This window comes from Lactobacillus sp. LL6, assembly GCF_007570935.1.
Classification (GTDB): domain Bacteria; phylum Bacillota; class Bacilli; order Lactobacillales; family Lactobacillaceae; genus Lactobacillus.
On the sequence record NZ_VLLR01000001.1, the window covers coordinates 915,077 to 937,471 of the forward strand.

General features: G+C 32.5%; 26 protein-coding genes. 6 read left to right on the forward strand and 20 right to left on the reverse strand.

What is annotated here, in order from left to right; translation table 11 throughout:
• The first annotated feature begins 23 nt into the window (after positions 1-23).
• Positions 24-593, forward strand: coding sequence for a signal peptidase I (lepB, locus tag FOD82_RS04605; protein ID WP_144355311.1), 570 nt, complete (start codon positions 24-26; stop codon positions 591-593).
• Positions 594-658: 65 nt separating this feature from the next.
• Positions 659-844 carry an LBP_cg2779 family protein gene (locus FOD82_RS04610; protein ID WP_144355312.1) on the forward strand — a complete coding sequence of 62 codons (186 nt, stop codon included), beginning with the start codon at positions 659-661 and terminating at the stop codon, positions 842-844.
• Between the two features lie 142 nt (positions 845-986).
• Here FOD82_RS04610 and FOD82_RS04615 read toward each other — a convergent pair whose 3' ends face one another.
• The 8 genes from FOD82_RS04615 to FOD82_RS04650 form a co-directional block, all read right to left on the reverse strand.
• Positions 987-1,772, reverse strand: a complete 786-nt coding sequence (locus FOD82_RS04615; protein ID WP_144355313.1) for a hypothetical protein — start codon at positions 1,770-1,772, stop codon at positions 987-989.
• 12 nt (positions 1,773-1,784) lie between these two features.
• Positions 1,785-2,630 carry a hypothetical protein gene (locus FOD82_RS04620; RefSeq protein ID WP_144355314.1) on the reverse strand — a complete coding sequence of 282 codons (846 nt, stop codon included), beginning with the start codon at positions 2,628-2,630 and terminating at the stop codon, positions 1,785-1,787.
• 10 nt (positions 2,631-2,640) lie between these two features.
• Positions 2,641-3,486 carry a hypothetical protein gene (locus FOD82_RS04625; RefSeq protein WP_144355315.1) on the reverse strand — a complete coding sequence of 282 codons (846 nt, stop codon included), beginning with the start codon at positions 3,484-3,486 and terminating at the stop codon, positions 2,641-2,643.
• A gap of 2 nt (positions 3,487-3,488) precedes the next feature.
• Entirely contained in the window at positions 3,489-4,193 is a 705-nt protein-coding gene (locus tag FOD82_RS04630; RefSeq protein WP_144355316.1) for an ABC transporter ATP-binding protein, read from the reverse strand.
• Positions 4,186-4,554 carry a GntR family transcriptional regulator gene (locus FOD82_RS04635; RefSeq protein WP_144355317.1) on the reverse strand — a complete coding sequence of 123 codons (369 nt, stop codon included), beginning with the start codon at positions 4,552-4,554 and terminating at the stop codon, positions 4,186-4,188. The genes FOD82_RS04630 and FOD82_RS04635 overlap by 8 nt, the downstream gene beginning before the upstream one ends.
• A 305-nt stretch (positions 4,555-4,859) precedes the next feature.
• On the reverse strand, positions 4,860-6,101 hold the full coding sequence (gene pepT, locus FOD82_RS04640; protein WP_144355318.1) for a peptidase T: 1,242 nt from the start codon (positions 6,099-6,101) through the stop codon (positions 4,860-4,862).
• Positions 6,102-6,119: 18 nt separating this feature from the next.
• A complete protein-coding gene (locus tag FOD82_RS04645) occupies positions 6,120-6,917 on the reverse strand; it encodes a Nif3-like dinuclear metal center hexameric protein (protein WP_144355319.1) in 798 nt (265 codons plus the stop codon).
• Positions 6,910-7,593 (reverse strand): class I SAM-dependent methyltransferase, encoded by a 684-nt coding sequence (locus tag FOD82_RS04650; protein WP_144355320.1) that lies wholly within the window; start codon positions 7,591-7,593, stop codon positions 6,910-6,912. The genes FOD82_RS04645 and FOD82_RS04650 overlap by 8 nt, the downstream gene beginning before the upstream one ends.
• A 142-nt stretch (positions 7,594-7,735) precedes the next feature.
• Between FOD82_RS04650 and FOD82_RS04655 the strand changes: the two genes are divergently transcribed.
• The gene (locus FOD82_RS04655) at positions 7,736-8,176 is read left to right on the forward strand and encodes an 8-oxo-dGTP diphosphatase (protein WP_144355321.1); all 441 of its coding nucleotides are present in this window, start codon (positions 7,736-7,738) and stop codon (positions 8,174-8,176) included.
• Positions 8,176-8,829, forward strand: a complete 654-nt coding sequence (locus tag FOD82_RS04660) for a M23 family metallopeptidase (RefSeq protein ID WP_144355322.1) — start codon at positions 8,176-8,178, stop codon at positions 8,827-8,829. The genes FOD82_RS04655 and FOD82_RS04660 overlap by 1 nt, the downstream gene beginning before the upstream one ends.
• 48 nt (positions 8,830-8,877) lie before the next feature.
• Here FOD82_RS04660 and rpoD read toward each other — a convergent pair whose 3' ends face one another.
• The 10 genes from rpoD to rpsU form a co-directional block, all read right to left on the reverse strand.
• Entirely contained in the window at positions 8,878-9,993 is a 1,116-nt protein-coding gene (rpoD, locus tag FOD82_RS04665) for an RNA polymerase sigma factor RpoD (RefSeq protein ID WP_144355323.1), read from the reverse strand.
• A gap of 15 nt (positions 9,994-10,008) precedes the next feature.
• On the reverse strand, positions 10,009-11,817 hold the full coding sequence (dnaG, locus tag FOD82_RS04670) for a DNA primase (RefSeq protein ID WP_144356018.1): 1,809 nt from the start codon (positions 11,815-11,817) through the stop codon (positions 10,009-10,011).
• 18 nt (positions 11,818-11,835) lie between these two features.
• Positions 11,836-13,902, reverse strand: a complete 2,067-nt coding sequence (glyS, locus tag FOD82_RS04675) for a glycine--tRNA ligase subunit beta (RefSeq protein ID WP_144355324.1) — start codon at positions 13,900-13,902, stop codon at positions 11,836-11,838.
• Positions 13,895-14,809, reverse strand: a complete 915-nt coding sequence (gene glyQ, locus FOD82_RS04680; protein ID WP_144355325.1) for a glycine--tRNA ligase subunit alpha — start codon at positions 14,807-14,809, stop codon at positions 13,895-13,897. Before glyQ ends, glyS begins: the two co-directional genes overlap by 8 nt.
• A gap of 252 nt (positions 14,810-15,061) precedes the next feature.
• Positions 15,062-15,814: a DNA repair protein RecO gene (gene recO / locus FOD82_RS04685; RefSeq protein ID WP_144355326.1), complete on the reverse strand. Its 753-nt coding sequence runs from the start codon at positions 15,812-15,814 to the stop codon at positions 15,062-15,064.
• Positions 15,814-16,722 carry a GTPase Era gene (gene era / locus FOD82_RS04690; RefSeq protein WP_144355327.1) on the reverse strand — a complete coding sequence of 303 codons (909 nt, stop codon included), beginning with the start codon at positions 16,720-16,722 and terminating at the stop codon, positions 15,814-15,816. The genes recO and era overlap by 1 nt, the downstream gene beginning before the upstream one ends.
• Positions 16,722-17,246 (reverse strand): rRNA maturation RNase YbeY, encoded by a 525-nt coding sequence (gene ybeY / locus FOD82_RS04695; protein WP_144355328.1) that lies wholly within the window; start codon positions 17,244-17,246, stop codon positions 16,722-16,724. The genes era and ybeY overlap by 1 nt, the downstream gene beginning before the upstream one ends.
• A gap of 1 nt (position 17,247) precedes the next feature.
• Positions 17,248-18,204 carry a PhoH family protein gene (locus FOD82_RS04700; protein WP_144355329.1) on the reverse strand — a complete coding sequence of 319 codons (957 nt, stop codon included), beginning with the start codon at positions 18,202-18,204 and terminating at the stop codon, positions 17,248-17,250.
• A 23-nt stretch (positions 18,205-18,227) separates the two neighbouring features.
• Positions 18,228-18,671: a GatB/YqeY domain-containing protein gene (locus tag FOD82_RS04705; protein WP_144355330.1), complete on the reverse strand. Its 444-nt coding sequence runs from the start codon at positions 18,669-18,671 to the stop codon at positions 18,228-18,230.
• A gap of 147 nt (positions 18,672-18,818) precedes the next feature.
• Positions 18,819-18,995 (reverse strand): 30S ribosomal protein S21, encoded by a 177-nt coding sequence (rpsU, locus tag FOD82_RS04710; protein ID WP_002880182.1) that lies wholly within the window; start codon positions 18,993-18,995, stop codon positions 18,819-18,821.
• Positions 18,996-19,195: 200 nt separating this feature from the next.
• Here rpsU and FOD82_RS04715 point away from each other — a divergent pair, with 200 nt between their 5' ends.
• Both FOD82_RS04715 and FOD82_RS04720 read left to right on the forward strand, forming a co-directional pair.
• Complete coding sequence (locus FOD82_RS04715) at positions 19,196-20,032, forward strand: pyruvate, water dikinase regulatory protein (RefSeq protein WP_144355331.1); 837 nt, start codon at positions 19,196-19,198, stop codon at positions 20,030-20,032.
• A 126-nt stretch (positions 20,033-20,158) separates the two neighbouring features.
• Entirely contained in the window at positions 20,159-20,818 is a 660-nt protein-coding gene (locus tag FOD82_RS04720) for a M23 family metallopeptidase (RefSeq protein ID WP_144355332.1), read from the forward strand.
• 49 nt (positions 20,819-20,867) lie between these two features.
• Here FOD82_RS04720 and FOD82_RS04725 read toward each other — a convergent pair whose 3' ends face one another.
• Positions 20,868-21,746 carry a YitT family protein gene (locus tag FOD82_RS04725; protein ID WP_144355333.1) on the reverse strand — a complete coding sequence of 293 codons (879 nt, stop codon included), beginning with the start codon at positions 21,744-21,746 and terminating at the stop codon, positions 20,868-20,870.
• 80 nt (positions 21,747-21,826) lie between these two features.
• Positions 21,827-22,384, reverse strand: a complete 558-nt coding sequence (gene msrA, locus FOD82_RS04730; RefSeq protein ID WP_144355334.1) for a peptide-methionine (S)-S-oxide reductase MsrA — start codon at positions 22,382-22,384, stop codon at positions 21,827-21,829.
• Between the last annotated feature and the right edge of the window lie 11 nt (positions 22,385-22,395).

Here is a 22,395-nt window from a genome sequence, read left to right on the forward strand (position 1 = left end):
AGTATGATATAAGGAGAGGTTTTATGACAAAAAAATCAAATAAGAAGACTGAAGAAGACGAAAGTCTAGGTAAATTTATACTAGATGTCGTAATTATGTTTGCCATTTTGATTGGCATCTACTATCTTGTATTTAGTTTTGTTTTATCAAATGAAACTGTTTCTGGACCATCAATGCAACCTACTTTTGAAAATAACGATAGGTTAATTGCGGTAAGACATTTTACGCCGAAGAGAAACGATGTTGTCATTTTAAAAGCTCCGGACCAAAAAAATGCACTTTATATTAAGCGTATTATCGGTATGCCTGGAGACATGGTAACTTCTAAGAACGATAAAATGTATATTAATGGTAAACAGATTTCTGAACCATATTTACATAATGCATTACAAGAGCAAGCTCATAAAGAAGGCGAGTTATACACAAATAATTTTACTTTGAAAAAACGAGTGCCTAAAGATAGCTATTTTGTAATGGGAGATCATCGTGATGTATCGAAAGACTCACGATATTTTGGCTTTGTAAAACGAAGTGCCCTAATTGGCGAAGTAAAGCTCCGTTATTGGCCTCTCAATCAAATCCGTACATTTTAAATAAACTTAAATCTTTTATTTTTTGGAGTTTTTAGTTAAAATTAACTTGTAAGGAGATTTTCAATATGAATCAAGAAGATTTATCTAATGCTATTATTGACTATCAAGTTAAACATCACGTTAATGATACTGACTTAGCATTTGCTAGTCACCTTTCAGTAGAAAAAGTTCATTCAATGAAAGTTGGAGATGGTGAATTTACTGCTGAAGAAATAAATCAGTTATATGATTACATGGCAGCTAATAATTAGTTGTTAGAACTCCCTCGTTTTGAGGGAGTTTTTGTTTGCTTTTATTTTTTGGTTTTTTATTTTAATTTAGTAACAATTTATTATAAAATTAAAGCAAAAAAATAAAAGAATTGCATTTTTAGCAATCCTTCTATTTTTAATTCTATATTTTAGTTTCAACAAACTTATTAATTAACCAAATGTTTAAGCTTCCTAAAATCAAACTAATGATAGCTAGTTCAATATTAGTTATTTGCATTGATCCGACTTCCCCAATATTAGAATATATCATTACTGAATGAGTAAAATTTGTAACCATAAAATTGGTAAAGTGACTATTAATTTGCATCCCTACATAAACACCAATTATAACTAAAATCCCCATTACCAGCATTTTTACCCATGTAGTATTTTTTATTGGTAAAAAGTCAACAATAACTCTGGTTGAAAAATTGGTAAAACTGACAAACATTGAAATAGTAATAACAATTAATACTAAAAACAATCCAAAAATCAATCCCCTATTCCAAAAATTAGCCGTATAATCTGCATATCCAATCAAATCATTAAACACTCTTGTAACTTTCGGAGCGGTCACAATAATATTAGCTATAATTTGAATTATAAAAATATACACACAGCAGATTAAAGTTGACATAATATTTGCAAGGTAAAATTTAGTACTAGAAATTGGAATTTGTCGCCAAGTTTGACTTAAATTTATTTTTTCATTTTGCCAGCACATTATTCCTAAAAATATTACATCGAACAATACAGTTGTAAAAATTGTATTATTATACAGAATTTCTTGAAATTCTCCCTGAGCTATTGTTTGAATATTAAAAACTAAAGAAGCAATAACAGCAATAAGTTGTACAAGCAAAATTAAATATATAAATTTGCTTTTTTGCTTGAACATTTGCTTAGTAATAGCTAAGAAATTTATCACCTATATCATCTCCTATCTATTTATTATTTTTGGTTCCACATATTTGTTAATTAATATAAAACATAAACTAGCACAAATAATACCTGCACCTAGTACTTCCAACAGTGTTATCCATAATGGCATTATTTCTTGAATATATACACTATGTTTTTGATTATAATAAAATGACAAATAATTTTTAATTTGACTATCAACTGAAATATAAATATAAACTGCTAAAATAACTAAAATAATAATTATAAGCATTCTAATCCAACCACTACTTTTAATTGGTAGCACTTCCATAATTGTACGTGAAGATAAATTAGCAAAGCTTACAAAAGCAAAAACTATAAAAGCTAAACTAGCAATTAATAACAATTCATTAAGCAAATAATTAAAATTATTTGTTCCAACTCCTAAGCCATTCCAAATTTCAACAAAAATATTCTTGTTTTCATAGGTTGTTGTAGGAATCAAACATACACAGGTTATAATAATCTGAATAATGAAAATACATGCACAAGCAACCATACTTGATAAAAAATTAGCTATTAAAAGTTTATTATCAGAAATAGGTATTTGGTGCCAAGTTTGACTTGAATTTATCTTTTCATTTTGCCATGCCATTATTCCAGCAAAAATAATATCTGCAATAATAGACAAAGATATCATTAATCCAAAAGGTAATTCCCACCATGTACCATATCGACCAGCAATGAATATTGTCCAAAATGTTCCATCAGCTATAACATGATTAGTTATAATCATAAAAACAGTCATAAAAACTACAGCAAATAATTGAACCAGCAATACTAGATAAATATATTTTTTCTTCTGATTGAATATTTGCTTAAAAACTGATTTAAAATCAGCCATATATTTTCTCCTATCTATTCCCTTTGGCTTCAACGAACTTCTTAAATAAAGCGATATTTATTCCTCCAAAAATAATATCGAATATTGCAAAATTAGCAATTGCAATGCCTATATCAGTTCCCAGACCAGGATTGATAAAACGACTTTCATAAATTGCAAACGTTATATTTAAAAATTCAATTAAAAGCCAAATCACCAATATAAGCATTACTATTCTTACAATGATAGCTGTTAATCTTGCAGCTTTATCAGGCAAGAAATCAATAATTGTTCGAGTAATAAAGTGATAAAAACTAACGGTTATATACCAAGCAAGACCCAGCAAAAGAACTAAAATAAACTCTTCTCCAATTAATCCCCAATCAATTTGTGACCATACATGTTCTTTATTCATAGCAGTAATTAATTCCGCTATCCCTTTTCGAAATTCATTTGATCCTACATAAAAAGTAATAGCTCCAATAATTCCAACTAAAGCTTGTAATACACATAGATAAACAAAAGATAAAAATGATGATAATGTATTTATTACATAAAACTTCTCAGAATTTATTGGGATAAGTTGCCAAGTTTGACTTCGATTGATTTTTTCGTTTTTCCAACTTGTCATAATAAAATATGCAAAGTCAGTAAAAATACTAAGTACTAAAAAGCTTATAACAAATGTAATCATATAAATTAACAACTTATCGTGCATTGGCACACCAATAAACTCAGCCTGATCCATTCCTTCAGAATTAAATATTCCAAATAAAGTTATTACAAAAGCTGCAATTAATTGAATAATAATCAATAAATATGCTGTTTTAGACTTTTGTTTAAATAATTGCTTAAATAAGGTCCATGACTTTGTCATAATTAATCATCATCCTCTTCATATAATCCTTCATAGTATTCTTCAATACTCTTATGATGTGAACGAATTTCATCAGCTGATTTATGTTCCAATATTGTCTTGTTCTTTACAATGACTACTTCATCAAGTAAAGTTGCAATTTCATTAACAAAGTGATCAGAAATCAAAATAGTAGCCTTAGGATCTTTCCATAAAATAATGGAGTTAATGATTTTTTTGCGTGCCATTGCATCAATACCGCCAAAAGGCTCATCTAGCAAATATAAGTCTGCTTTACGAGCAAATGTCAAAGCAATAATCAACTTTTCTCTCATTCCTCGAGATAATTGACTAAGTTTCATATCTAAGCTTAACTTCATAAATTCACGCAATTGTTCAAATTCATTAGTATCAAAATCATTGAAAATATTTTGATAAAATTTAACAATTTCTGATATTTTAGTTGAATCACTAAAACCGGTTAAACCATCTGTAAAAGACAATTTTGCCTTTCTCTCAGCTTCATTTGTGCTGCCTGCCAAATCTACTGTTCCTTTATAGTTTTTGGCTACACCAGCTATAATACGCATTAAAGTGGTTTTTCCTGCACCGTTTTCTCCAAGAAGTGCTATAATTTTGCCAGATGATAAGCTTAGATCAACATCATGCAAAATTACTCGTTGGTTCTTTTTATAAGTCAAATTCTTAATTGTTAACAACTTATCCATTATTTTCCTCCTTTAAATATTCCTGCAAAACCTTTACTAATTCATCACCACTTATTCCTAGTTTTGCCATATTTTGGATAAACTCATCAAGTTCATTATTAATTAATGACTTTTTAGTATCCTCCAAAAGCTCTGTATCTTCAGTTACAAAATTTCCTTCTCCACGTTTTGTGTAAAGAATACCTCTATCATTCATTTGTTGTAGAGCTCTTTGAACTGTATTTATGTTTACAGTCAATTGCAGGGCGAGTTTTCTAACTGATGGAATTTTTTCCCCAGCTTTTAGTTCACCCATGGCTATTTGTCTATAAAGATACTGCTCAATTTGTAGATAAATTGGAATATTGTCTTTAAATTCCACTTAATCACCTTCTGTTTACTGTATTATTAATCTATTACAGTATTATGATATTATTTTTTTATACATTAATCAAGTTTTTTAACAAATTTATATTGTTTCACAATGTGTTATTTTTATAGATAAAAATAAAAAGCAAGCCGTATTCCTTTATATATAAGGATTTATAGCTCGCTTTTTTAAATTAACACTATGAGTGTATAACTTTTAAGCATTTTTCAAAAAGTGCTTTCATTGCTTGAACAATAGGCATTAGTCAAACTGTGGATATCTAACTAATTATAAAATTTTATTGCAATTTTGTTTCACTATTTATTACGTTCTGCGTTTAACTCCGCCATTTTAATCATTACATCCACTGTTTTATACATGGATTCAAGAACAGTATATTCATAACGACCATGCATGTTTTCTTCTCCAGCAAAGATATTCGGACATGGAAGACCCATGTAAGTCAATTGTGAACCATCAGTACCACCACGAACAGGATCCTCATTAATTTCAAGACCTTCTGCTTTATATGCATCCCTTGCTAAATTTACAATATCCATATGCTTTTTCAATTCATCGGCCATATTGTAATATTGGTCCCACATCTTTAACTTAATTCTCTCAGACCCAAATTCTTTATTCATTTTATCTACAATTGACTTAACTAAATTCTTACGCTTTTCAAGTCCATCTCGTTCAAAATCACGAATAATATAATCTAAGTGAGCATTATCAACAGTTCCATCAAAATTCATCAAATGGAAGAAGCCTTCACGTCCTTCGGTTTCTTCAGGGCGATCGTGATCAGGTAATTGATTATGAAAATCAATCCCTACTTGAATAGCATTAATCATTTGTCCTTTTGCAACTGCTGGGTGTACATTTACTCCTTGAATATCAAGACTAAATTGAGCAGCAGAAAAAGTCCCCCAGTCAAGTTTTCCAGGAGCTTCACCATCAACCGTAAAAGCAAAGTCAGCTCCAAAATCTTCTACATCAAAGTGTTCTGCTCCAGTTCCGATTTCTTCATCTGGAGTAAAGGCAAGACGGATTTTACCATGCTTAATTTCGGGATGAGCTAGCAAATATTCTGCAAAAGTTACAAGTTCTGATACACCACATTTGTCATCTCCACCAAGTAAAGTATCACCAGAAGCCGTAATAATAGTTTGTCCTTTATACTTTTTTAAATTAGGAAAAATTTTGGGATCTAAATAAAATTCTGAATCGCCTAATTGAATTTTACTTTTTCCATCATAATTTTCATGAATTTGTGGTTTAACATTTTCTGAGTTAAAGTCTGCAGTATCTGAATGAGCTAAAAATCCCATCACTGGTACATCCCAGTCAACATTTGAAGGTATTTCAGCAATTACGCTTCCAGCTTTTTGATTATAATGAATATCATTTAGACCTAATTCTTCTAAGTCTTTCATAATAACATCTTTTTGAAACTTTTCTTCACGTTCAGTTGATGGAAAACGATCTGAATGCTCATCAGAACGGGAATTAACTTTTACATATTTTAAAAATCGTGGTAGTAAATTTGGATATTCCATAAAATTTCTCCTTTTTAATTAAAATAAATCTTGAAATGGATTAGTTGATACTTCAGAAAGTTCAACTCCAATATTCCAATTATCTTCATTATTCCACTTTTCAAGTAATTCATAAACTTTATACTTAAAAAATTTTTCTGTATAATGACCTGGATCCACCACCGTTAAGCCGGAAGAAACAATATCATGGCCTACATGATAGTAAATATCCCCTGTAATAAACGCATCAAGATTTTCTTCTACTGCCCTATGCCAATATTTGCCTCCATCACCACAAATAAATCCAACTGTAGAAATTTGCTTTTTATCATCTGCTGTAATTAACCTTGCCATTTTTATATTCATTTTTTCTTTAACATAGTAAGCAAAGTCATAAGCTGACATTGGTTTTGGTAGACGACCTTTTCGCCCAATTGCAATTCCATCATCATCTAACGCAAATGGTTCAACATCTGTTAGTTCAAGTTCTTCAGCTTGCCAGTCGCTCGAGCCATCTTGCGCCTTATCAGAGTTAGTATGGATTGAATAAACAGTTATTCCATTTTTTATAATTTTGCCATACATAGCATATTGAGGATTGCTAAAATCCAGATTTTTTGCAGGACGAAACATAACTGGATGATGACTAACAATGAAGTCTACTCCTTTTTCAATTGCTTCATCTACTACTTGAGGTCTCACATCTAAAGTTGTCATTACTTTAGTAACAGAAGCATTAAGGTCCCCGATTTGCATCCCTACAGGATCACCTTTGCTTGCAATATCTTCAGGAAACTTTTCTCTTAAGTTAGCTACAATATCTTTAACTTTAGTCATTGATTTCTCCTTTAATTAATTCAATATTTCTTTCTACTTGTTCAATTCTTTCACTATCTTTTTGCCTGGCCTTATTTAAATTGACAAGCAGTTTTTTATAATAATTCAATTGTCCCTGCCACTTTTGATAAAATACAGAATTTTTTTCTTTTAGAATAAGTGGACCAAAGAAAATCTCTTTTTCAGTTAATTGAACCTTTTCTTTAACTAATTCAGCTTTTATCAATTCATAAGTATGTCCAGCTTCTGCAATTAAGTCTTCATCTAAAATCTTATACTCATGATTCATTAGCCAACTTCTAACCCCAGGTTCACCAATATTGGGCTCTAAAACCAAATTTTTAAACTGAAAGCCTCTTTGGTAAGCGTCTTCTAATATTTGAGACATCAACTTACCTCCCATTCCAGCTATCACCACAGTTTCAATTTTATCCTCATGCTTAATTGTTTCAAGACCTGCTCCTAATCTAGTTTCAATTTTGTCTTGAAGACCAGCTTTTTGGATATCAGCTTTTGCATTTTGTAAAGGTCCTGCAGCAATATCACTTGCAATAGCAAAACTTATTTTTCCTTCTTTCACCAATTCAATTGGTAAATAAGCATGATCAGTTCCAATATCAGCAACACGAGTATTGGAATCAACCATTTTGGCTAAAGTATTCAAACGTAAATTCATATTTTCCTCACCTTTGTTTTTTCTTATTATAAGTGTACCTTACTTTTATTAGGAATAACCAAATTTTAAAATTTTATTTACATTTTTTGTAACTAGTTAAACGAAGTTTGCTATAATCGACAAAAGAAAGATGGGATAAAAAATGGATAGAACAGAATCAGTTACACTAACCAATATGTGTATGATTAAAAATAAAGACAAAATATTGGTTTTAAATAGAAATGATAAAACATGGCCTGGATTAACTTTTCCTGGTGGTCATGTTGAAAAACATGAAGCTTTTCACGATTCAGTTATTCGTGAAATCAAAGAAGAGACCGGTTTAACTATCAAAAATCCACATTTAATAGGTGTTAAGCAATTTTTTGATAGAAATGATCAACGCTACTTAGTATTTTTCTATATTGCAACTCAATTTAGTGGAAATATTAAGGCTTCTGATGAAGGAGACCTTTATTGGATGACAAAAGATGAATTGCAAAATCATAAACTTGCCTATAATTTTGATCATGACCTACCAATTTATTTTAATGATAATTTAAGTGAACACATTTTAGATGGAAAGCGAGATGAAGTTTTCTAATGAAAAAAACAGGAAAGATATTATTCATTGTCGCTTTTGTTACAATTATCTTATTTGCTTGTGCTCCATTAGCCAAAAAAACATTTTTGGGCACTAATCATCAGACCACTACCAAAAAAGTTAAAAAGCTCAAGAAGAAAACGCCCCATAAAGTTACCTGGGGCTATCCATTTGAACGACTTTATCATAAAAACATAAAATTCAAGAGCGGACAAAAATTCGGTGAAACTGATATTTTACGAAGACCTGATAAAAAAAGTTACTTTCATGATGGTTATGATTTTGGATTTTCCGAAGTTGGACACTCACCTGTTTTAGCAGTTCATGAAGGTACAGTTCACAAAGTAAAATACCGCCCAGGTATGGGATTGTACGTTTGGATTATTAGTAAAGATGGCTATGTAGAAATTTATCAAGAAGGTTTTTTAAGTATTACAGATATTTATGTCAAAAAAGGTCAACATGTTAAACTAGGTCAAAAAATAGGAAAACTTACAGGTTCTCATATTCACTTAGGAGTAACAAAAACCGATAAACATTACATTGATAAACATGGTGATCCATGTGGCAACTGGTGGAAAAATAATGACACGTGGCTTAATCCAATGAAAATTATTGAAGATAATATAGCAGAAGCAAAAAAAGATAAATAAAAAGCGTTTGGGTGCATATCAACACTCAAACGCTTTTTTACTTGCTTTTTAATCTAAAAAGTCACGTAATTGATTAGAACGACTTGGATGACGAAGCTTACGCAAAGCTTTTGCTTCAATCTGACGAATACGTTCACGAGTAACACCAAATACTCGTCCAACTTCTTCTAAAGTACGCGTACGACCATCATCAAGTCCGAAACGAAGACGCAAAACATTTTCTTCACGATCAGTTAAAGTATCAAGAACTTCTTCAAGTTGTTCCTTAAGCATTTCATAAGAAGCATGTTGTTCAGGACTTGTAGCATCCTTATCTTCAATAAAATCACCTAAGTGAGAATCATCTTCCTCACCAATTGGAGTTTCAAGAGAAACAGGTTCTTGAGCAATCTTTAAGATATCGCGAACTTTATTAGTTGCCATATCCATTTCTGCTCCAATTTCTTCAGGAGTTGGTTCACGACCTAAATCCTGTAAGAGTTGTCTTTGAATACGAATCAACTTATTGATAGTTTCAACCATATGAACTGGAATTCTAATAGTACGAGCTTGATCAGCAATTGCACGTGTAATCGCTTGTCTAATCCACCAAGTAGCATATGTTGAAAACTTAAATCCAAGACGATAGTCAAACTTATCTACAGCTTTCATAAGTCCCATATTACCTTCTTGAATAAGGTCTAAAAAGCTCATTCCACGTCCTACATAACGCTTAGCGATTGAAACTACCAAACGAAGGTTAGCTTCAGCTAATTCTTGTTTAGCTTCTTCATCCCCAGATTCAATTCTTTTTGCTAAAGCAATTTCTTGATCTGCATTTAATAATGGAACACGTCCAATTTCTTTCAAATACATACGAACTGGGTCATTCATACGTACACTAGAAGGAGCAGACATATCCTTTAATTCAGCTTTTTCAATATCCTTTTGCTTCTTTAAAGCTAATTGTGCAGGATCACCATTTTCATCAACAATACTGATTCCGTTATCTTCAAATTCTTGAACTAATTGATCTACGGCCTTACCTTGTAAATTATAAGGCTTAATTAAACGGTCAGTAAAATCCTGCTCTGTAATTGTTTTGCTTTTCTTCACATCTTTAACGACTTCTTTAACCATCTTATCTAAAGATGGCTTTTGTGTTTCGGTTCCCTTTTCTACCACTAAAAAAGCCTCCTTCTAGCCTAAGTCCCTTTTTAAAGCCAAAACTTGACTCATTAATTGAAGAATCTTATCATCATCAGACTTGCGCTTTGCATCCTCTAGTTCTTGTTGCAGCTTATTCAGCTTTAAATTGATTTTGCGCTTCTTCAATGCAGTAAGTTGTTCTTCAAGTTCTTCATCAGAAGTTTCCTTAGGCATATCTGTCATTTCAGCACTTACTATTATACTCTGTAATTGCTCAGGAACAAAATCTAAAAACTCACTTATAGAACAATTTTCATGTGTTTCCATAAATTGAAGCCATAATTCTGCAACTTGAGCATAGTTGTCACTTGGAAAAAGAAATTTTTTATTCATTAAATATTTTCGTGCAGCTGAAGAATGAATAAATAAGAATATCAAACGTTGCTGGACTTTATCAATTTTTTCAGCAGGCTTATCTAAAACTTCTGGGATTGTTTTATCTTCTTGATAAAAAGCATCTGAGTATCTAGAATTTTTATGTCTATTAGCAGTCCGAAGACGTCTATTTTCTCTAACTAAATTTGCCTTTAAAGCACGTGCTGATACATTTTGTTCTGAAGCTAACCGATTAATATAAATATCCTGTTCAACTGGATTCATTCTTTTAGCAATTTCTTTAACAGCTTCATCCAAATAAGTAATCTTATCACGTTCATTATCTAAATTGTATTTTTCTGCTAAACGTTTTAAAAAAAACTCTGTTGAACTTAATGCTCCAGCAATTTCTTTGTGATATTGGTCCGCACCATATTTTTTAACATATTCATCAGGATCTAATTTTTCTGGTAAGACTACTATTCCTAAATTAAAATTGGCAGTTTTTTCAAATAAATTCACTGCTCGCTCTTCAGCATGGATTCCTGGATCATCACCATCATAATTAATTATGATATTGTTAGTGATTCGTCGCAGCATATATATTTGCTGGTCTGTCAAACTTGTACCCATCGAAGCAATACCGCTTTTTATACCTGCTTTATAGGCTGCAATAACATCCATATAACCTTCATACAAAATTAAGTGCTTTTCTTCACGTACACTTTTTTTAGCTTCCGCAAAATGAAAAAGTACCTTTGATTTAGTAAAAATTTCTGTTTCTGGACTATTAATGTATTTTGCTTCATTGGTATTATTTGATAAACGACGACCGGAAAAAGCAATTGTTCTTCCACTTTCATCCCCTAACGGAAACATTAATCGGTCTCTAAAACGATCAAAAAGTCTTCCATCTTCACTTTGAACAAAAAGTCCACTTTTTGCTAAATCATCATTGGAATAACCTTTATCTGTTAAAAATGTTAATAATAAATTTTCTTGATTAGGGGCATAGCCAATATTAAAATGCTTTAAAACCTCATCAGATAGTTCACGTTTACGAGCATATTCCATTCCTGGTTCCCCTGCATTCATCACCATTAAAACTCGATGATAAAATTCTGCAGCATCTTTATGCATTTGCATCAACGGGGACATTTTTTGAACCAGATTATTATTTCCATATCCAGAAGGCATAGGAATATGTGCAAATTGTGCAACAGCCTCAACACTTTCAGGAAAAGATAAATCGTCCTTATACATTAAAAATTTAAAAACATTTCCACCTTTTCCACACCCAAAACATTTAAAGAATTGTTTCTCTTCATTAACTGTAAATGATGGTGTTTTTTCCTGATGAAAAGGGCAAAGACCTAAATAGTCTTTGCCTTTCTTTTCAAGTGAAACGTATTGGCTGATTACGTCAACAATATTTACACTGTTACGCACTTCCGAAATAAAATCTTCTGGAATTAAACCAGCCATCATATCACCTATTTTCTATTATTTAATAACTAATTGGCTAAGATCACCAAGTCTATCTGCAAGTACACTTACTTGTGCTAATTGTGCTAAACGATTATTCTTAACTTTTTCATCTTTAGCCATAATCATATTAGTTTCAAAGTAGTTATCAATTACTGGTTGTAATTGAACAAAACCTTGGTAAAGATCTGCTAAGTCTTTCATTTCTTGTAAGTTTTGAACACCAGCATATAATTCTTTTTCACTAGCATCTTCAAATAGATCTTCATCAATCTTGATTTGACCTTTAAATTTAGCTTTTTTCAAGATATTGTCAATTCTAGTCAAACTTTCAACAACTGGCTTAAATTCTGGATCATCGTGGTGAAGTCCTAATACATTAGCAGCAGCTAAAATTTGACTTGGATCTTGTTGACTTGAAGCCAAAACTGCATCAATTACGTCATATTTAAAGTCGTTCTTTTGTAAGTATTGCTTAATACGGTCACGAATAAAGAGTGCAATTTCTTGATCCTCTTCGCCTTCCTTTGGAAGTTTAGCTGGAGTTTTACCATCAATTAAATCAACAATTTCAGGTAAAACTTCGTTAAATGGTAATGACCATTTTTGATTCAATAAAATTCTTACAATACCATATGCATAACGACGAAGAGCATATGGGTCATTGGATGAGGATGGAATCATACCTGCACCAAAGAATGTAATAATTGTATCAAGCTTATCTGCTACTGACAATAATGACCCAACAGTAGTTTCAGGAAGAGGACCTTCAGCAGTAGCTGGCATGTAGTGTTCCTTAATTGCGACAGCAACTTCTTCGTCTTCACCAGCAAGACGTGCATAATGCATTCCCATTACACCTTGAAGTTCTGCAAATTCTCCTACCATTTGAGTAACTAAGTCAAATTTGTAAAGTTCAGCGGCACGATCAAAATCATTGACAACATTTTCATCTAAGTTCCACTTTTTAGCCAAATAGTTACCAATAATCCGAACTCGTTCCATCTTTTCAGCCATTGAACCAATTTTATCATGGAATGAAACATTCTTCATTTTATCGACAAAGTGACTGAGAGGATACTTACGATCTTCATCATAGAAGAACTGTGCATCATCTAAACGCGCAACAAGTACTTTTTCATTACCAGAAATAACGTTATCAATATAATCCTTATTACCATTTCTAACAGCAATAAAGTGGTTAATAAGCTTACCATCTTGATCATAAACTTCAAAGTAACGTTGATTGTCCTTCATTGAAGTAATTAATACTTCGTCCGGAATTTGTAAGTATTTTTCATCAAAGCTACCACTAAAAACAGTTGGATACTCAACTAAATTGGTAACTTCTTCGAGTAAGTTTTTATCTTCTTTTACTTGCCAGTTATTCTTAGATACCAATTCATCAATTTGACGCACAATCATATCTTTACGTTCTTTAGCATCAACGATTACAAATTGGTTTTTCAAGGCATCTTCATAATCATCAGCATTAGCCAAAACTACAGAGTCACCTAAGAAACGATGACCTTCAGTTTTGCGACCTGCAGTAATATCTAAAATTTCAACAGGAATCACATCACTACCAAATAATGATACAAGCCAATGAATAGGACGAACAAATTCAAAGTCATTTGATCCCCAACGCATTTTGGTTGGGAAAGTCATAGCCTTAATAATATCGCTCATTCCAAGCAAAATATCGCTGGCTTTTTTACCTTCTTTTTGAACATGTACATATGCATATTCTGTGCCTTTAAGCTCTTCAAAGTAAATATCATCAACACTCATACCTTGACCACGAGCAAAGCCTTGAGCAGCTTTAGTCCAATTGCCATCAGCATCTTGAGCAATCTTTTTAGCAGGACCCTTTTTAACTTCGTCAATGTCTTCTTGTTTTTCAGCTAAATCTTCAACTAAAATTGTTAAACGACGAGGAGTTGAAAAAGTCTTAATATCCTTAAAGCTTAAACCATTTTCTTTTAAAAACTTACGAGTTCTGTCAGCAAGTTGGTTAACACTACGAGTAACCACGTGAGCTGGCATTTCTTCAGTACCAATTTCAAATAAATAATCTTTAGCCATTATTAACACCATTCTTATCTTCTGCACTCTTAAGAAGTGGGAATCCACGTTTTTCACGTTCTTCAACAAACTTAACTGCAACTTCATGTGCTAAATTTCTAATTCTTGAAAGATATCCTGCACGTTCAGTAACAGATACTGCACCACGAGCATCAAGCAAGTTGAAAGTGTGTGAACACTTTAAAATGTAATCATATGCTGGATGAACTAAGTTTTGTGCTAAGAGACGCTTAGCAGTTTTTTCATAAATATCAAAGAATTCAAGAAGTTGATCTTGATTTGATTCTTCAAATGCATATTTTGAATGTTCATATTCTGGTTGCTTGAAGATATCACGATATAAAACACCATCGCCCCATTCAAGATCAAAGACATTATTCACATCTTGAATATATGAAGCAAGTCTTTCAACACCATAAGTAATTTCGCTCATGGTTGGCTTAACATCAAGTTCACCAACTACTTGGAAGTAAGTAAATTGACTAACTTCCATACCATCAAGCCAGACTTCCCAACCAACACCGGCACAACCCATTGATGGATTAGCCCAGTTATCTTCTACGAATCTAATATCATGTTCAAGTGGATCAATTCCAAGAACTTTTAAAGAGTCCAAATAGTATTGTTGAATATCCTTTGGAGCTGGTTTAATAACAACTTGAAACTGGTGGTGTTGGAATAAACGGTTAGGGTTTTCACCATAACGACCATCAGCAGGTCTTCTTGAAGGTTCTACATAGCAAGCTGCCCATGGTTCAGGACCGATTGCTCGTAAGAATGTATAAGGGCTCATTGTACCTGCACCCTTTTCAACATCGTATGAAGGCATAATCATACAACCCTTTGAGGACCAGAATTGTTCCAGCTTAAAGATCATATTTTGAATATTAATTTTCTTATCTGCCATTTTTCCATTTCCCTCCTGCGCTAGGCCATAAAAAAAGCCTATGCAAAATTTTGCATAGGGACGATTTAATCGCGGTTCCACCCTAATTCAGGCAATTTTTGCCTGCTCTTAATTAACTTGACTAAAGGTGCCTTTTCCTAGATGCTCTTTCACCATACAGCATTCGCTTAACTAGTACTTTTCTAAATCCTTATCATCGTCAAAATTCGCTTTTTATTTTACCACATTTTGTCAACTAAAACTATAAATTAACTAAAAGAGTTTTATCTCATCTAAAAATTTTTTTGTCTTTAAATTTAAGTCGATTGTTTCGCGATAAACTCGATCAATTGCTTTACGAGTAGTTTGTTTAGTTTCGTCATTTAGATTAATTTCTCCCAATTTTTCGATTGGAATTAAACCAATTGTTCTTAAAACAGCGACTGCTTTAGCATCTAAATGCATCCGATTTTGTACTGAATTAAAGTGATTACTGCAAATTACTCCTCCAGATTGAATTGAGTAGTCGAAATTCCCATGAGTTTTTCTGCATATCACACATTCTCTTAACGTGGGCATTACACCAAAAGCTTCCAGCATTTGCATTTGAACTATTTGTGTAATCATTTCAGGGTCAGCATTTTTATCTATTTTTTTCAAGGCAATATCAATTAAATTGAAAAATTTTCCTAATGGTTGATATTCAACAAAAGCATGGTCAATTAAGTCCAAAATAAAAGAAGCATAAGCATTTTTGATTAAATCATTATAAATTCCATCAAACTGCTTTACTTCTTTATAAGTTCGCAAATTACTTAATCCGTGACCATTTGTATAGATAACATATTTGCCATAAGAAAAATTTAGAGTACAAGCTCCTAAACGTGACTTAGGTCTTAATGCACCTTTTACAATTAAAGTAATAATACCATTATCTTTAGTCATGATTTTTGCAAGTAAATCTGCTTCTTTATATTTTTGTCTTTTAAAGATTATGCCTTGAACTTCTTTAAGTTCTTTAGCCATTAAGAAAGTTCCTTCTTATCATAACCTATTCTTCTTAAAAAGTTTGGATCTGAGCGCCAATTACGTTGAACCTTGACCCATAAACGCAAGTTAACCTTTTCACCTAACAAATCTTCAATTTGCTTACGTGAATTGATTCCAATTTGCTTGAGCATCTTACCGCCTTTACCGATAATGATACCCTTTTGACCATCACGTTCAACATAAATGGTAGCTTCGATTTGCAATTTTCCATTAACTCGTTGATTCATATGCTCAACCACTACTGCAACAGCATGCGGAACTTCTTGTCCAGTTAAATGCAAGATTTGTTCACGAATTAATTCTGCTACAACAAAATATTCTGGACGATCTGTAATTTGATCTGCTCCATAATATTGTGGTCCTTCTGGTAAATATTTATAAATTGAATCCAATAAATCACTAATTCCGATCCCTTGAGTAGCAGAAATTGGTAAAATTTCTGCAAAATTAGCTAATTTACGATATGAATCAATAATTGGCAATAATTTATCAGGATGCACTTGATCAACTTTATTAATTACAAGAAATACTGGAACCTTAACTTCTTTGAGTAAATCTGCAATATATTGATCACCTTTGCCAATTTCCTCAGGTTCCACCATAAACAATACAAGATCTACATCATTTAAACTAGATAAACTAGCCTTATCCATATAATCATCAAGTTTTGAATGTGGTTTAAAAATTCCCGGAGTATCAACAAATACTACTTGCATATCATCAGAAGTATAAATTCCTGAAATACGATTACGAGTAGTTTGAGGTTTATTAGACGTAATTGCGACTTTTTGACCAACCAAGTAGTTCATCAATGTTGATTTACCGACATTTGGTCGACCTACCAAGGCAACAAAACCAGATTTAAATTTTTTATCTTTGCTCATTATTTGCCTCGCCCTTCATCTAACTGATCAGGATATAAAGGTAATCCATAATCTTCTAAAACTTTACCTTGAATACCAAACATTTCTTTAGCTTCCTCTGGTTCAATATGATCATAGCCATTTAAATGTAAAAATCCATGAACAATTGTATAACCAAATTCACGATCAAAACCTGTTCCGTATTCCACACTGTGACGTTTAATGACGCTGGGACACATAAACAAGTCACCAATATCTTCTTGGAAAGTAGGATCATCTAGAAATTCTGTCATATCAAGTCCTTCTTCGCCGTCTTCAATAGCAAAAGAAATCACATCAGTTGGACGATCTTTATCTCGATATTTTAAATTAATTTCATGACTTTTAGCCTCATCAACAAAATTAATACTCATTTCTAAATTGCTTTCTTTACTAATTTCTTTTTTGGCAAGTAAAAGCAAATCCATTATCCATTTTTTCCAGTCACGATTTTTATCTTTTAAAAAACCGACTTCATCATTATAGGTAATTTCAATTGGTTCCATATTAATGTTTAACGTCCTCTTTTTCATAAGCATTAATAATTTTTGCAACTACTGGATGACGAACCACATCATTTGCAGAGAAATTAATGAATTTAATTTGATCAATATTCTTTAAGATATGTTCTGCATCACTTAACCCACTACGCTGGCGACCAGGCAAGTCAATTTGAGTCATATCCCCATTTACAATCATCTTAGAATTAAATCCAAGTCTAGTTAAAAACATCTTCATCTGTGCATCTGTTGTATTTTGTGCTTCATCCAAAATAACAAAAGCATCATCCAAAGTTCTACCACGCATATATGCAAGCGGAGCAACTTCAATTGTCCCACGCTCCATTAAGCGTTCAGTGGTGTTGACACCTAAAATAGCATTGAGCGAATCATAAATTGGTCTCAAATATGGATCAACTTTTTCCTTTAAATCTCCTGGTAAAAAGCCAAGTGATTCCCCAGCTTCAACAGCTGGACGAGTAAGCACAATACGAGATACTTCACCCTTTTTAAAGGCAGCAATTGCACTTGCTACAGCTAAAAATGTCTTACCAGTTCCGGCAGGTCCAATTCCAAAGACAACGTCGTGTTTTTGAATAGCTTCAACATAGCGTTTTTGACCCATATTCTTAACTCTAATAGGTTTACCTTTAGCATCCCTAATTAAAATTTTTTTATATAAATCACCAAAGTACTCAGTTGTACCTTTATCAGCCATCTTCATTGCACTAACAACATCGGGCGCACCGACGTTAACGCCAGTATTCACAACATCATCTAGTGCTTTAAGAACAGCTAAAGCCTTCTTTACACCATTATCTTCGCCGTCTAAAACAATTTCATTGCCAGTATCAGTTACAGAAATATCATAACCGTCTGATAATAATTTTAAATTGCCGTCATTAATTCCAACTAATTTTTGAATATCTTCTGGGTTTTTAGGAATAAAAGTTGTATGAGCCAAATAAACCCGCTCCTTCTAAATGCTTAATTCAAGTTATCTCGAACTACAGCTGAAGCTTCTTTGCCATCAGCGCGTCCCTTTACTTTTGGCATTAAAGCTTTCATCACTTTACCAAAATCAGACTTGCCCTTTGCATCAACTTCTTTAATAGTGTCTTTAACTATCTTAGCAAGTTCATCTTTAGACATTTGCTTTGGCATATAGCTTTCAACTACAGTTAGTTCCTTTTTGGTTTCTTCTGCTAAGTCGTTTCTTGAAGCATTGATAAACTCTTCAATAGATTCTTCTCTTTGCTTCTTTTCACGGCTCAGAACTGTTAATTCTTCATCAGCATTTAAATCATGTCCAAGCTTAATTTTTTCATTCATTAAAGCTGATTTAATCATTCTTACCGTGTTCAACTTAATCTTATCATGGTCCTTCATGGCTTTTTTCATATCAGCCATGATATTGTCAGATAAACTCAATGTTAATCCTTCTTCCTTTAATTAAACCTATGTAGATTATAACAAAACTTAACACTACAAGAAAATAAATATTACTAATTAATGAAATTATTTAAATATAAACCAAAAAGAAGACCTCTACCCAAGGGTAAGGTCTTCTTCTCAGAATTAATAATGTCTACGTTTGCGCGCAGCTTCTGACTTAAGCTTTCTACGAACGCTTGGTTTTTCGTAGAATTCGCGTTTGCGGTATTCTTGTAAGGTACCACTTCTAGAAACGGAACGCTTGAAACGACGAAGAGCATCATCAATAGACTCGTTTTCGTGAACGATTGTCTTAGCCATGTGTGATCCCTCCTTCCATTTCTTGGCGTTGCGCCATATGTATAATTAAATTATAGCAAACCATCTTTTTTGGTCAATAGAAACTTGCAACTTTTTTGATATTTTTTTGCGAATATTAAATAAGTCTCAAAAAATATATAAAGCGATTTCAAAACTAGACCTTTTTAGGTATAATCTTACTTAGAAAGAGGTGCAAGTTTATGCCAGAAAACGTAACAAATAAAGAAAAAATGGAAGTAAATATCATTATCATTTCAGACTCTGCAGGTGATACTGCTTTTAATTGTGCTACAGCAGCTGCAGCACAATTTCCAGAAGCACAAATTAATTACCGTCGCTATCCTTTTATTATTAATAAAGAAAAATTGGATAGCGTTTTTGAAGAAATTGAGAAATATCCCAACTTAGTTATTATCTATAGTTTGGTTAGTGATGAACTACAGATGCCTGTTCTTAAGTTCTCACGCGAACATAATATTCAAAGTGTAGATATCCTCTCACCTGCTGTTGAGGCTCTTCAGTTAACTACTCATATGAAACCTGTTGAGAAAATCGGTGCTCAGCACAAGATGAACCAAAAGTACTTTGATCGAATTTCAGCCATGGAATTTGCAGTAATGTATGATGATGGTAAAGATCCAAAAGGTTTTTTGGAAGCAGATGTTGTACTTCTAGGTGTTTCTAGAACTTCTAAGACTCCTTTGTCCTTATTCCTTGCTAACAAAAACTTAAAAGTTGCTAATTTACCATTAGTTCCTCAAACTCATATTCCAAAAGAAATTTATGAAATCAATCCTAAGAAAATTATTGGATTAACTAATGATCCATCTGTTCTTAATGAAATAAGACGTCAAAGAATGATAGCCTATGGGCTCAATCCTGATACTACTTATTCTAATATGGATTCTATCAATGAAGAACTTGCCTCTGCTAAGAAGCTCTATGATAAATTAGGTTGCTATGTTATTAATGTAGCTCATCGCTCAATTGAAGAAACGGCTGCTCTTATTATGGACCATTTGGGTATTGAAGACTAACTAACTTTACAAGGCTTATGCCTTGTTTTTTTATGCAATTGTAACGGCTATGTAATACTGACGCGCTATAATATTCACGTTAAATAAAAAGGAGTGAATATTTTTACCACATTGGTAAATAGTTAAATGAAGAAACATAAATTAATTACAATTAGTACTATTGCAATTTTAGCTGGAAATTTTATTGGTTTTACTAAAACAGTTCACGCTGCAGATATCACTACTCAAGATGTTATCAGTAGCACTAATAGTGAAAAGAACACTACAACTATCACAGATACCAAAAAAGTTAAAAATACCTGGGGTTACCCATTCGCAGTTCAAAAGAAAAAGGGCGTTCGCCCAATGTATAACTCACAAACCTTTGGTATGACTAATTATGCTCGTTCTCTTAATCCATTAAGCTACTTTCATGATGGATGGGACTTTGGTGTTTCTGAAGTTGGTAAAAATTCAACAGTTAAAGCAATTCACCCAGGTACAGTTAAAGAAGTACGCTATGGTGCCGGTCTTGGCTGGTATGCATGGGTTATCAGCGATGATGGATATGTAGAAATTTATCAAGAAGGATTTAATTCTAGAAAAGACATTAGCGTTAAAGCTGGTCAAAAAGTTAAAACTGGTCAAAAAATTGGTAAGTTAACTGGTACCCACCTTCACTTAGGTTTAACTAAAACTACTAAAAAATATATTAATACTCAAGGATTTCCATGTAATAACTGGTACAGAAACGTTGGTACTTGGTTGAATCCAGTCAGCATGATTGAAAAACATGTTAATAAATAATTTTCAATATAAAAAAGAGCTATTTCTATAATAGCTCTTTTTTATATACCTATACAATTTCCTGTTCTTTAAAACGTCCATATACTTTTTCAACTTCGCATACACTCATGAACGCATATGGATCAGCCTTAGCTACGATTTGCCGAATATCATACATATCATATCTATCAATAATTGTAATCAATACGGTTTTTTCAGTATGACCATATGCACCTTCTGCATCATGAAGAATTGTAATTCCACGATGCATTTTTTCTTGAATACCTTTAATAATATTATGAGGATGCTCTGTAATAATCATGACTTGCATCTTTTTATGCTGGGTATACACTGCATCAATAACGCGACCATTTATAAAAATAGTAAGCGCAGAGTATAAAGCTCTTGTCCAACCAAAAACAAAACCGGCTGCAGCAATAATAACCAAGTTAACAATAATATTAAACTTACCATAATTCATACCAGTTTTTTGACGAATTACGATACCGATAATATCTAATCCACCTGTAGAAATACCATTTTTTAGGGCAAATCCTGTACCAATTCCATTGATAGTTCCCCCGAAAATTGCACAAAGAAGTGGATCCCAGTTAACAGTTAAAGGAGTAATAACTTTCATCATTACTGATCCTAAAACAACCGCCACAATTGTAAAAAATGTGAATTTTCGACCGATTTTAAACCAGCCCAAAATAAATAGCGGAACATTTAATGCAAAATACATTAAAGATGTCGACAAAGTAAATGGCATAAAACGTTCACTCATTGAGTTTATCAACTGAGCAAAACCTGTAATTCCAGATGAATACATATGCCCCGGTGTCCAGAAGAAATTCAAGGCAACTGCTACAGCTACCGAATAAAAGAACGCTGCTGATAATTTCGAAAGGAAATTATACCTTCTGTTGAACTTATCTATATTGTCCATGTTTATTTTTAGCCCTTCTCCAAAACTATTCTTACATACTCAGTTTAACAAAACTTGAAGAGTGAACCAATATAAATTAATTACTTTTGCCAATGTTTTTTAATAAAAGCTGACCGACCTCCAGCCTCCTCAATGGCATATCTTAATGGATCTTTTTTATAAAAGTCTTGATGATATTCTTCGGCAGGATAAAATGGTTCAGCTGGTTCTATTTTAGTAACAATTGGTTTATCAAACTTACCACTATTTTGTAATGCTTTCTTTGATTCTTCGGCAGCTTCTTTTTGTTTTTCAGAATTATAATAAATAACTGGGCGATATTGATCTCCACGATCTTGAAATTGTCCCATTGCATCTGTAGGATCAGTTACTTGCCAATAATAATCTAATAATTTTTTATATGGCATTACACTTGGATCATATATAATTTTTACAGCTTCAGTGTGACCTGTAGTTTCCGAACATACTTCTTGATAAGTAGGATTAGAAACATGACCGCCAGTATAGCCAGAAATCACTTTCTTAATTCCTGGCAAACTATCAAAAGGTTCAACCATACACCAAAAGCATCCCCCAGCAAAAATAGCCGTGTCATATTTAGAGTTTGGGTCTACATTAGTTGCATTGTTCTCTGTCATTTTTTATTCTC

Excerpts from the sequence above, each read along its gene's own strand:
- lepB (WP_144355311.1), top strand. The coding sequence starts at position 24 with ATGACAAAAAAATCAAATAAGAAGACTGAAGAAGACGAAAGTCTAGGT.
- FOD82_RS04610 (WP_144355312.1), top strand. The coding sequence starts at position 659 with ATGAATCAAGAAGATTTATCTAATGCTATTATTGACTATCAAGTTAAA.
- FOD82_RS04620 (WP_144355314.1), bottom strand. The coding sequence starts at position 2,630 with ATGGCTGATTTTAAATCAGTTTTTAAGCAAATATTCAATCAGAAGAAA.
- FOD82_RS04625 (WP_144355315.1), bottom strand. The coding sequence starts at position 3,486 with ATGACAAAGTCATGGACCTTATTTAAGCAATTATTTAAACAAAAGTCT.
- FOD82_RS04630 (WP_144355316.1), bottom strand. The coding sequence starts at position 4,193 with ATGGATAAGTTGTTAACAATTAAGAATTTGACTTATAAAAAGAACCAA.
- pepT (WP_144355318.1), bottom strand. The coding sequence starts at position 6,101 with ATGGAATATCCAAATTTACTACCACGATTTTTAAAATATGTAAAAGTT.
- FOD82_RS04645 (WP_144355319.1), bottom strand. The coding sequence starts at position 6,917 with ATGACTAAAGTTAAAGATATTGTAGCTAACTTAAGAGAAAAGTTTCCT.
- FOD82_RS04650 (WP_144355320.1), bottom strand. The coding sequence starts at position 7,593 with ATGAATTTACGTTTGAATACTTTAGCCAAAATGGTTGATTCCAATACT.
- FOD82_RS04655 (WP_144355321.1), top strand. The coding sequence starts at position 7,736 with ATGGATAGAACAGAATCAGTTACACTAACCAATATGTGTATGATTAAA.
- FOD82_RS04660 (WP_144355322.1), top strand. The coding sequence starts at position 8,176 with ATGAAAAAAACAGGAAAGATATTATTCATTGTCGCTTTTGTTACAATT.
- dnaG (WP_144356018.1), bottom strand. The coding sequence starts at position 11,817 with ATGGCTGGTTTAATTCCAGAAGATTTTATTTCGGAAGTGCGTAACAGT.
- glyS (WP_144355324.1), bottom strand. The coding sequence starts at position 13,902 with ATGGCTAAAGATTATTTATTTGAAATTGGTACTGAAGAAATGCCAGCT.
- glyQ (WP_144355325.1), bottom strand. The coding sequence starts at position 14,809 with ATGGCAGATAAGAAAATTAATATTCAAAATATGATCTTTAAGCTGGAA.
- recO (WP_144355326.1), bottom strand. The coding sequence starts at position 15,814 with ATGGCTAAAGAACTTAAAGAAGTTCAAGGCATAATCTTTAAAAGACAA.
- era (WP_144355327.1), bottom strand. The coding sequence starts at position 16,722 with ATGAGCAAAGATAAAAAATTTAAATCTGGTTTTGTTGCCTTGGTAGGT.
- ybeY (WP_144355328.1), bottom strand. The coding sequence starts at position 17,246 with ATGGAACCAATTGAAATTACCTATAATGATGAAGTCGGTTTTTTAAAA.
- rpsU (WP_002880182.1), bottom strand. The coding sequence starts at position 18,995 with ATGGCTAAGACAATCGTTCACGAAAACGAGTCTATTGATGATGCTCTT.
- FOD82_RS04715 (WP_144355331.1), top strand. The coding sequence starts at position 19,196 with ATGCCAGAAAACGTAACAAATAAAGAAAAAATGGAAGTAAATATCATT.
- FOD82_RS04720 (WP_144355332.1), top strand. The coding sequence starts at position 20,159 with ATGAAGAAACATAAATTAATTACAATTAGTACTATTGCAATTTTAGCT.
- FOD82_RS04725 (WP_144355333.1), bottom strand. The coding sequence starts at position 21,746 with ATGGACAATATAGATAAGTTCAACAGAAGGTATAATTTCCTTTCGAAA.
- msrA (WP_144355334.1), bottom strand. The coding sequence starts at position 22,384 with ATGACAGAGAACAATGCAACTAATGTAGACCCAAACTCTAAATATGAC.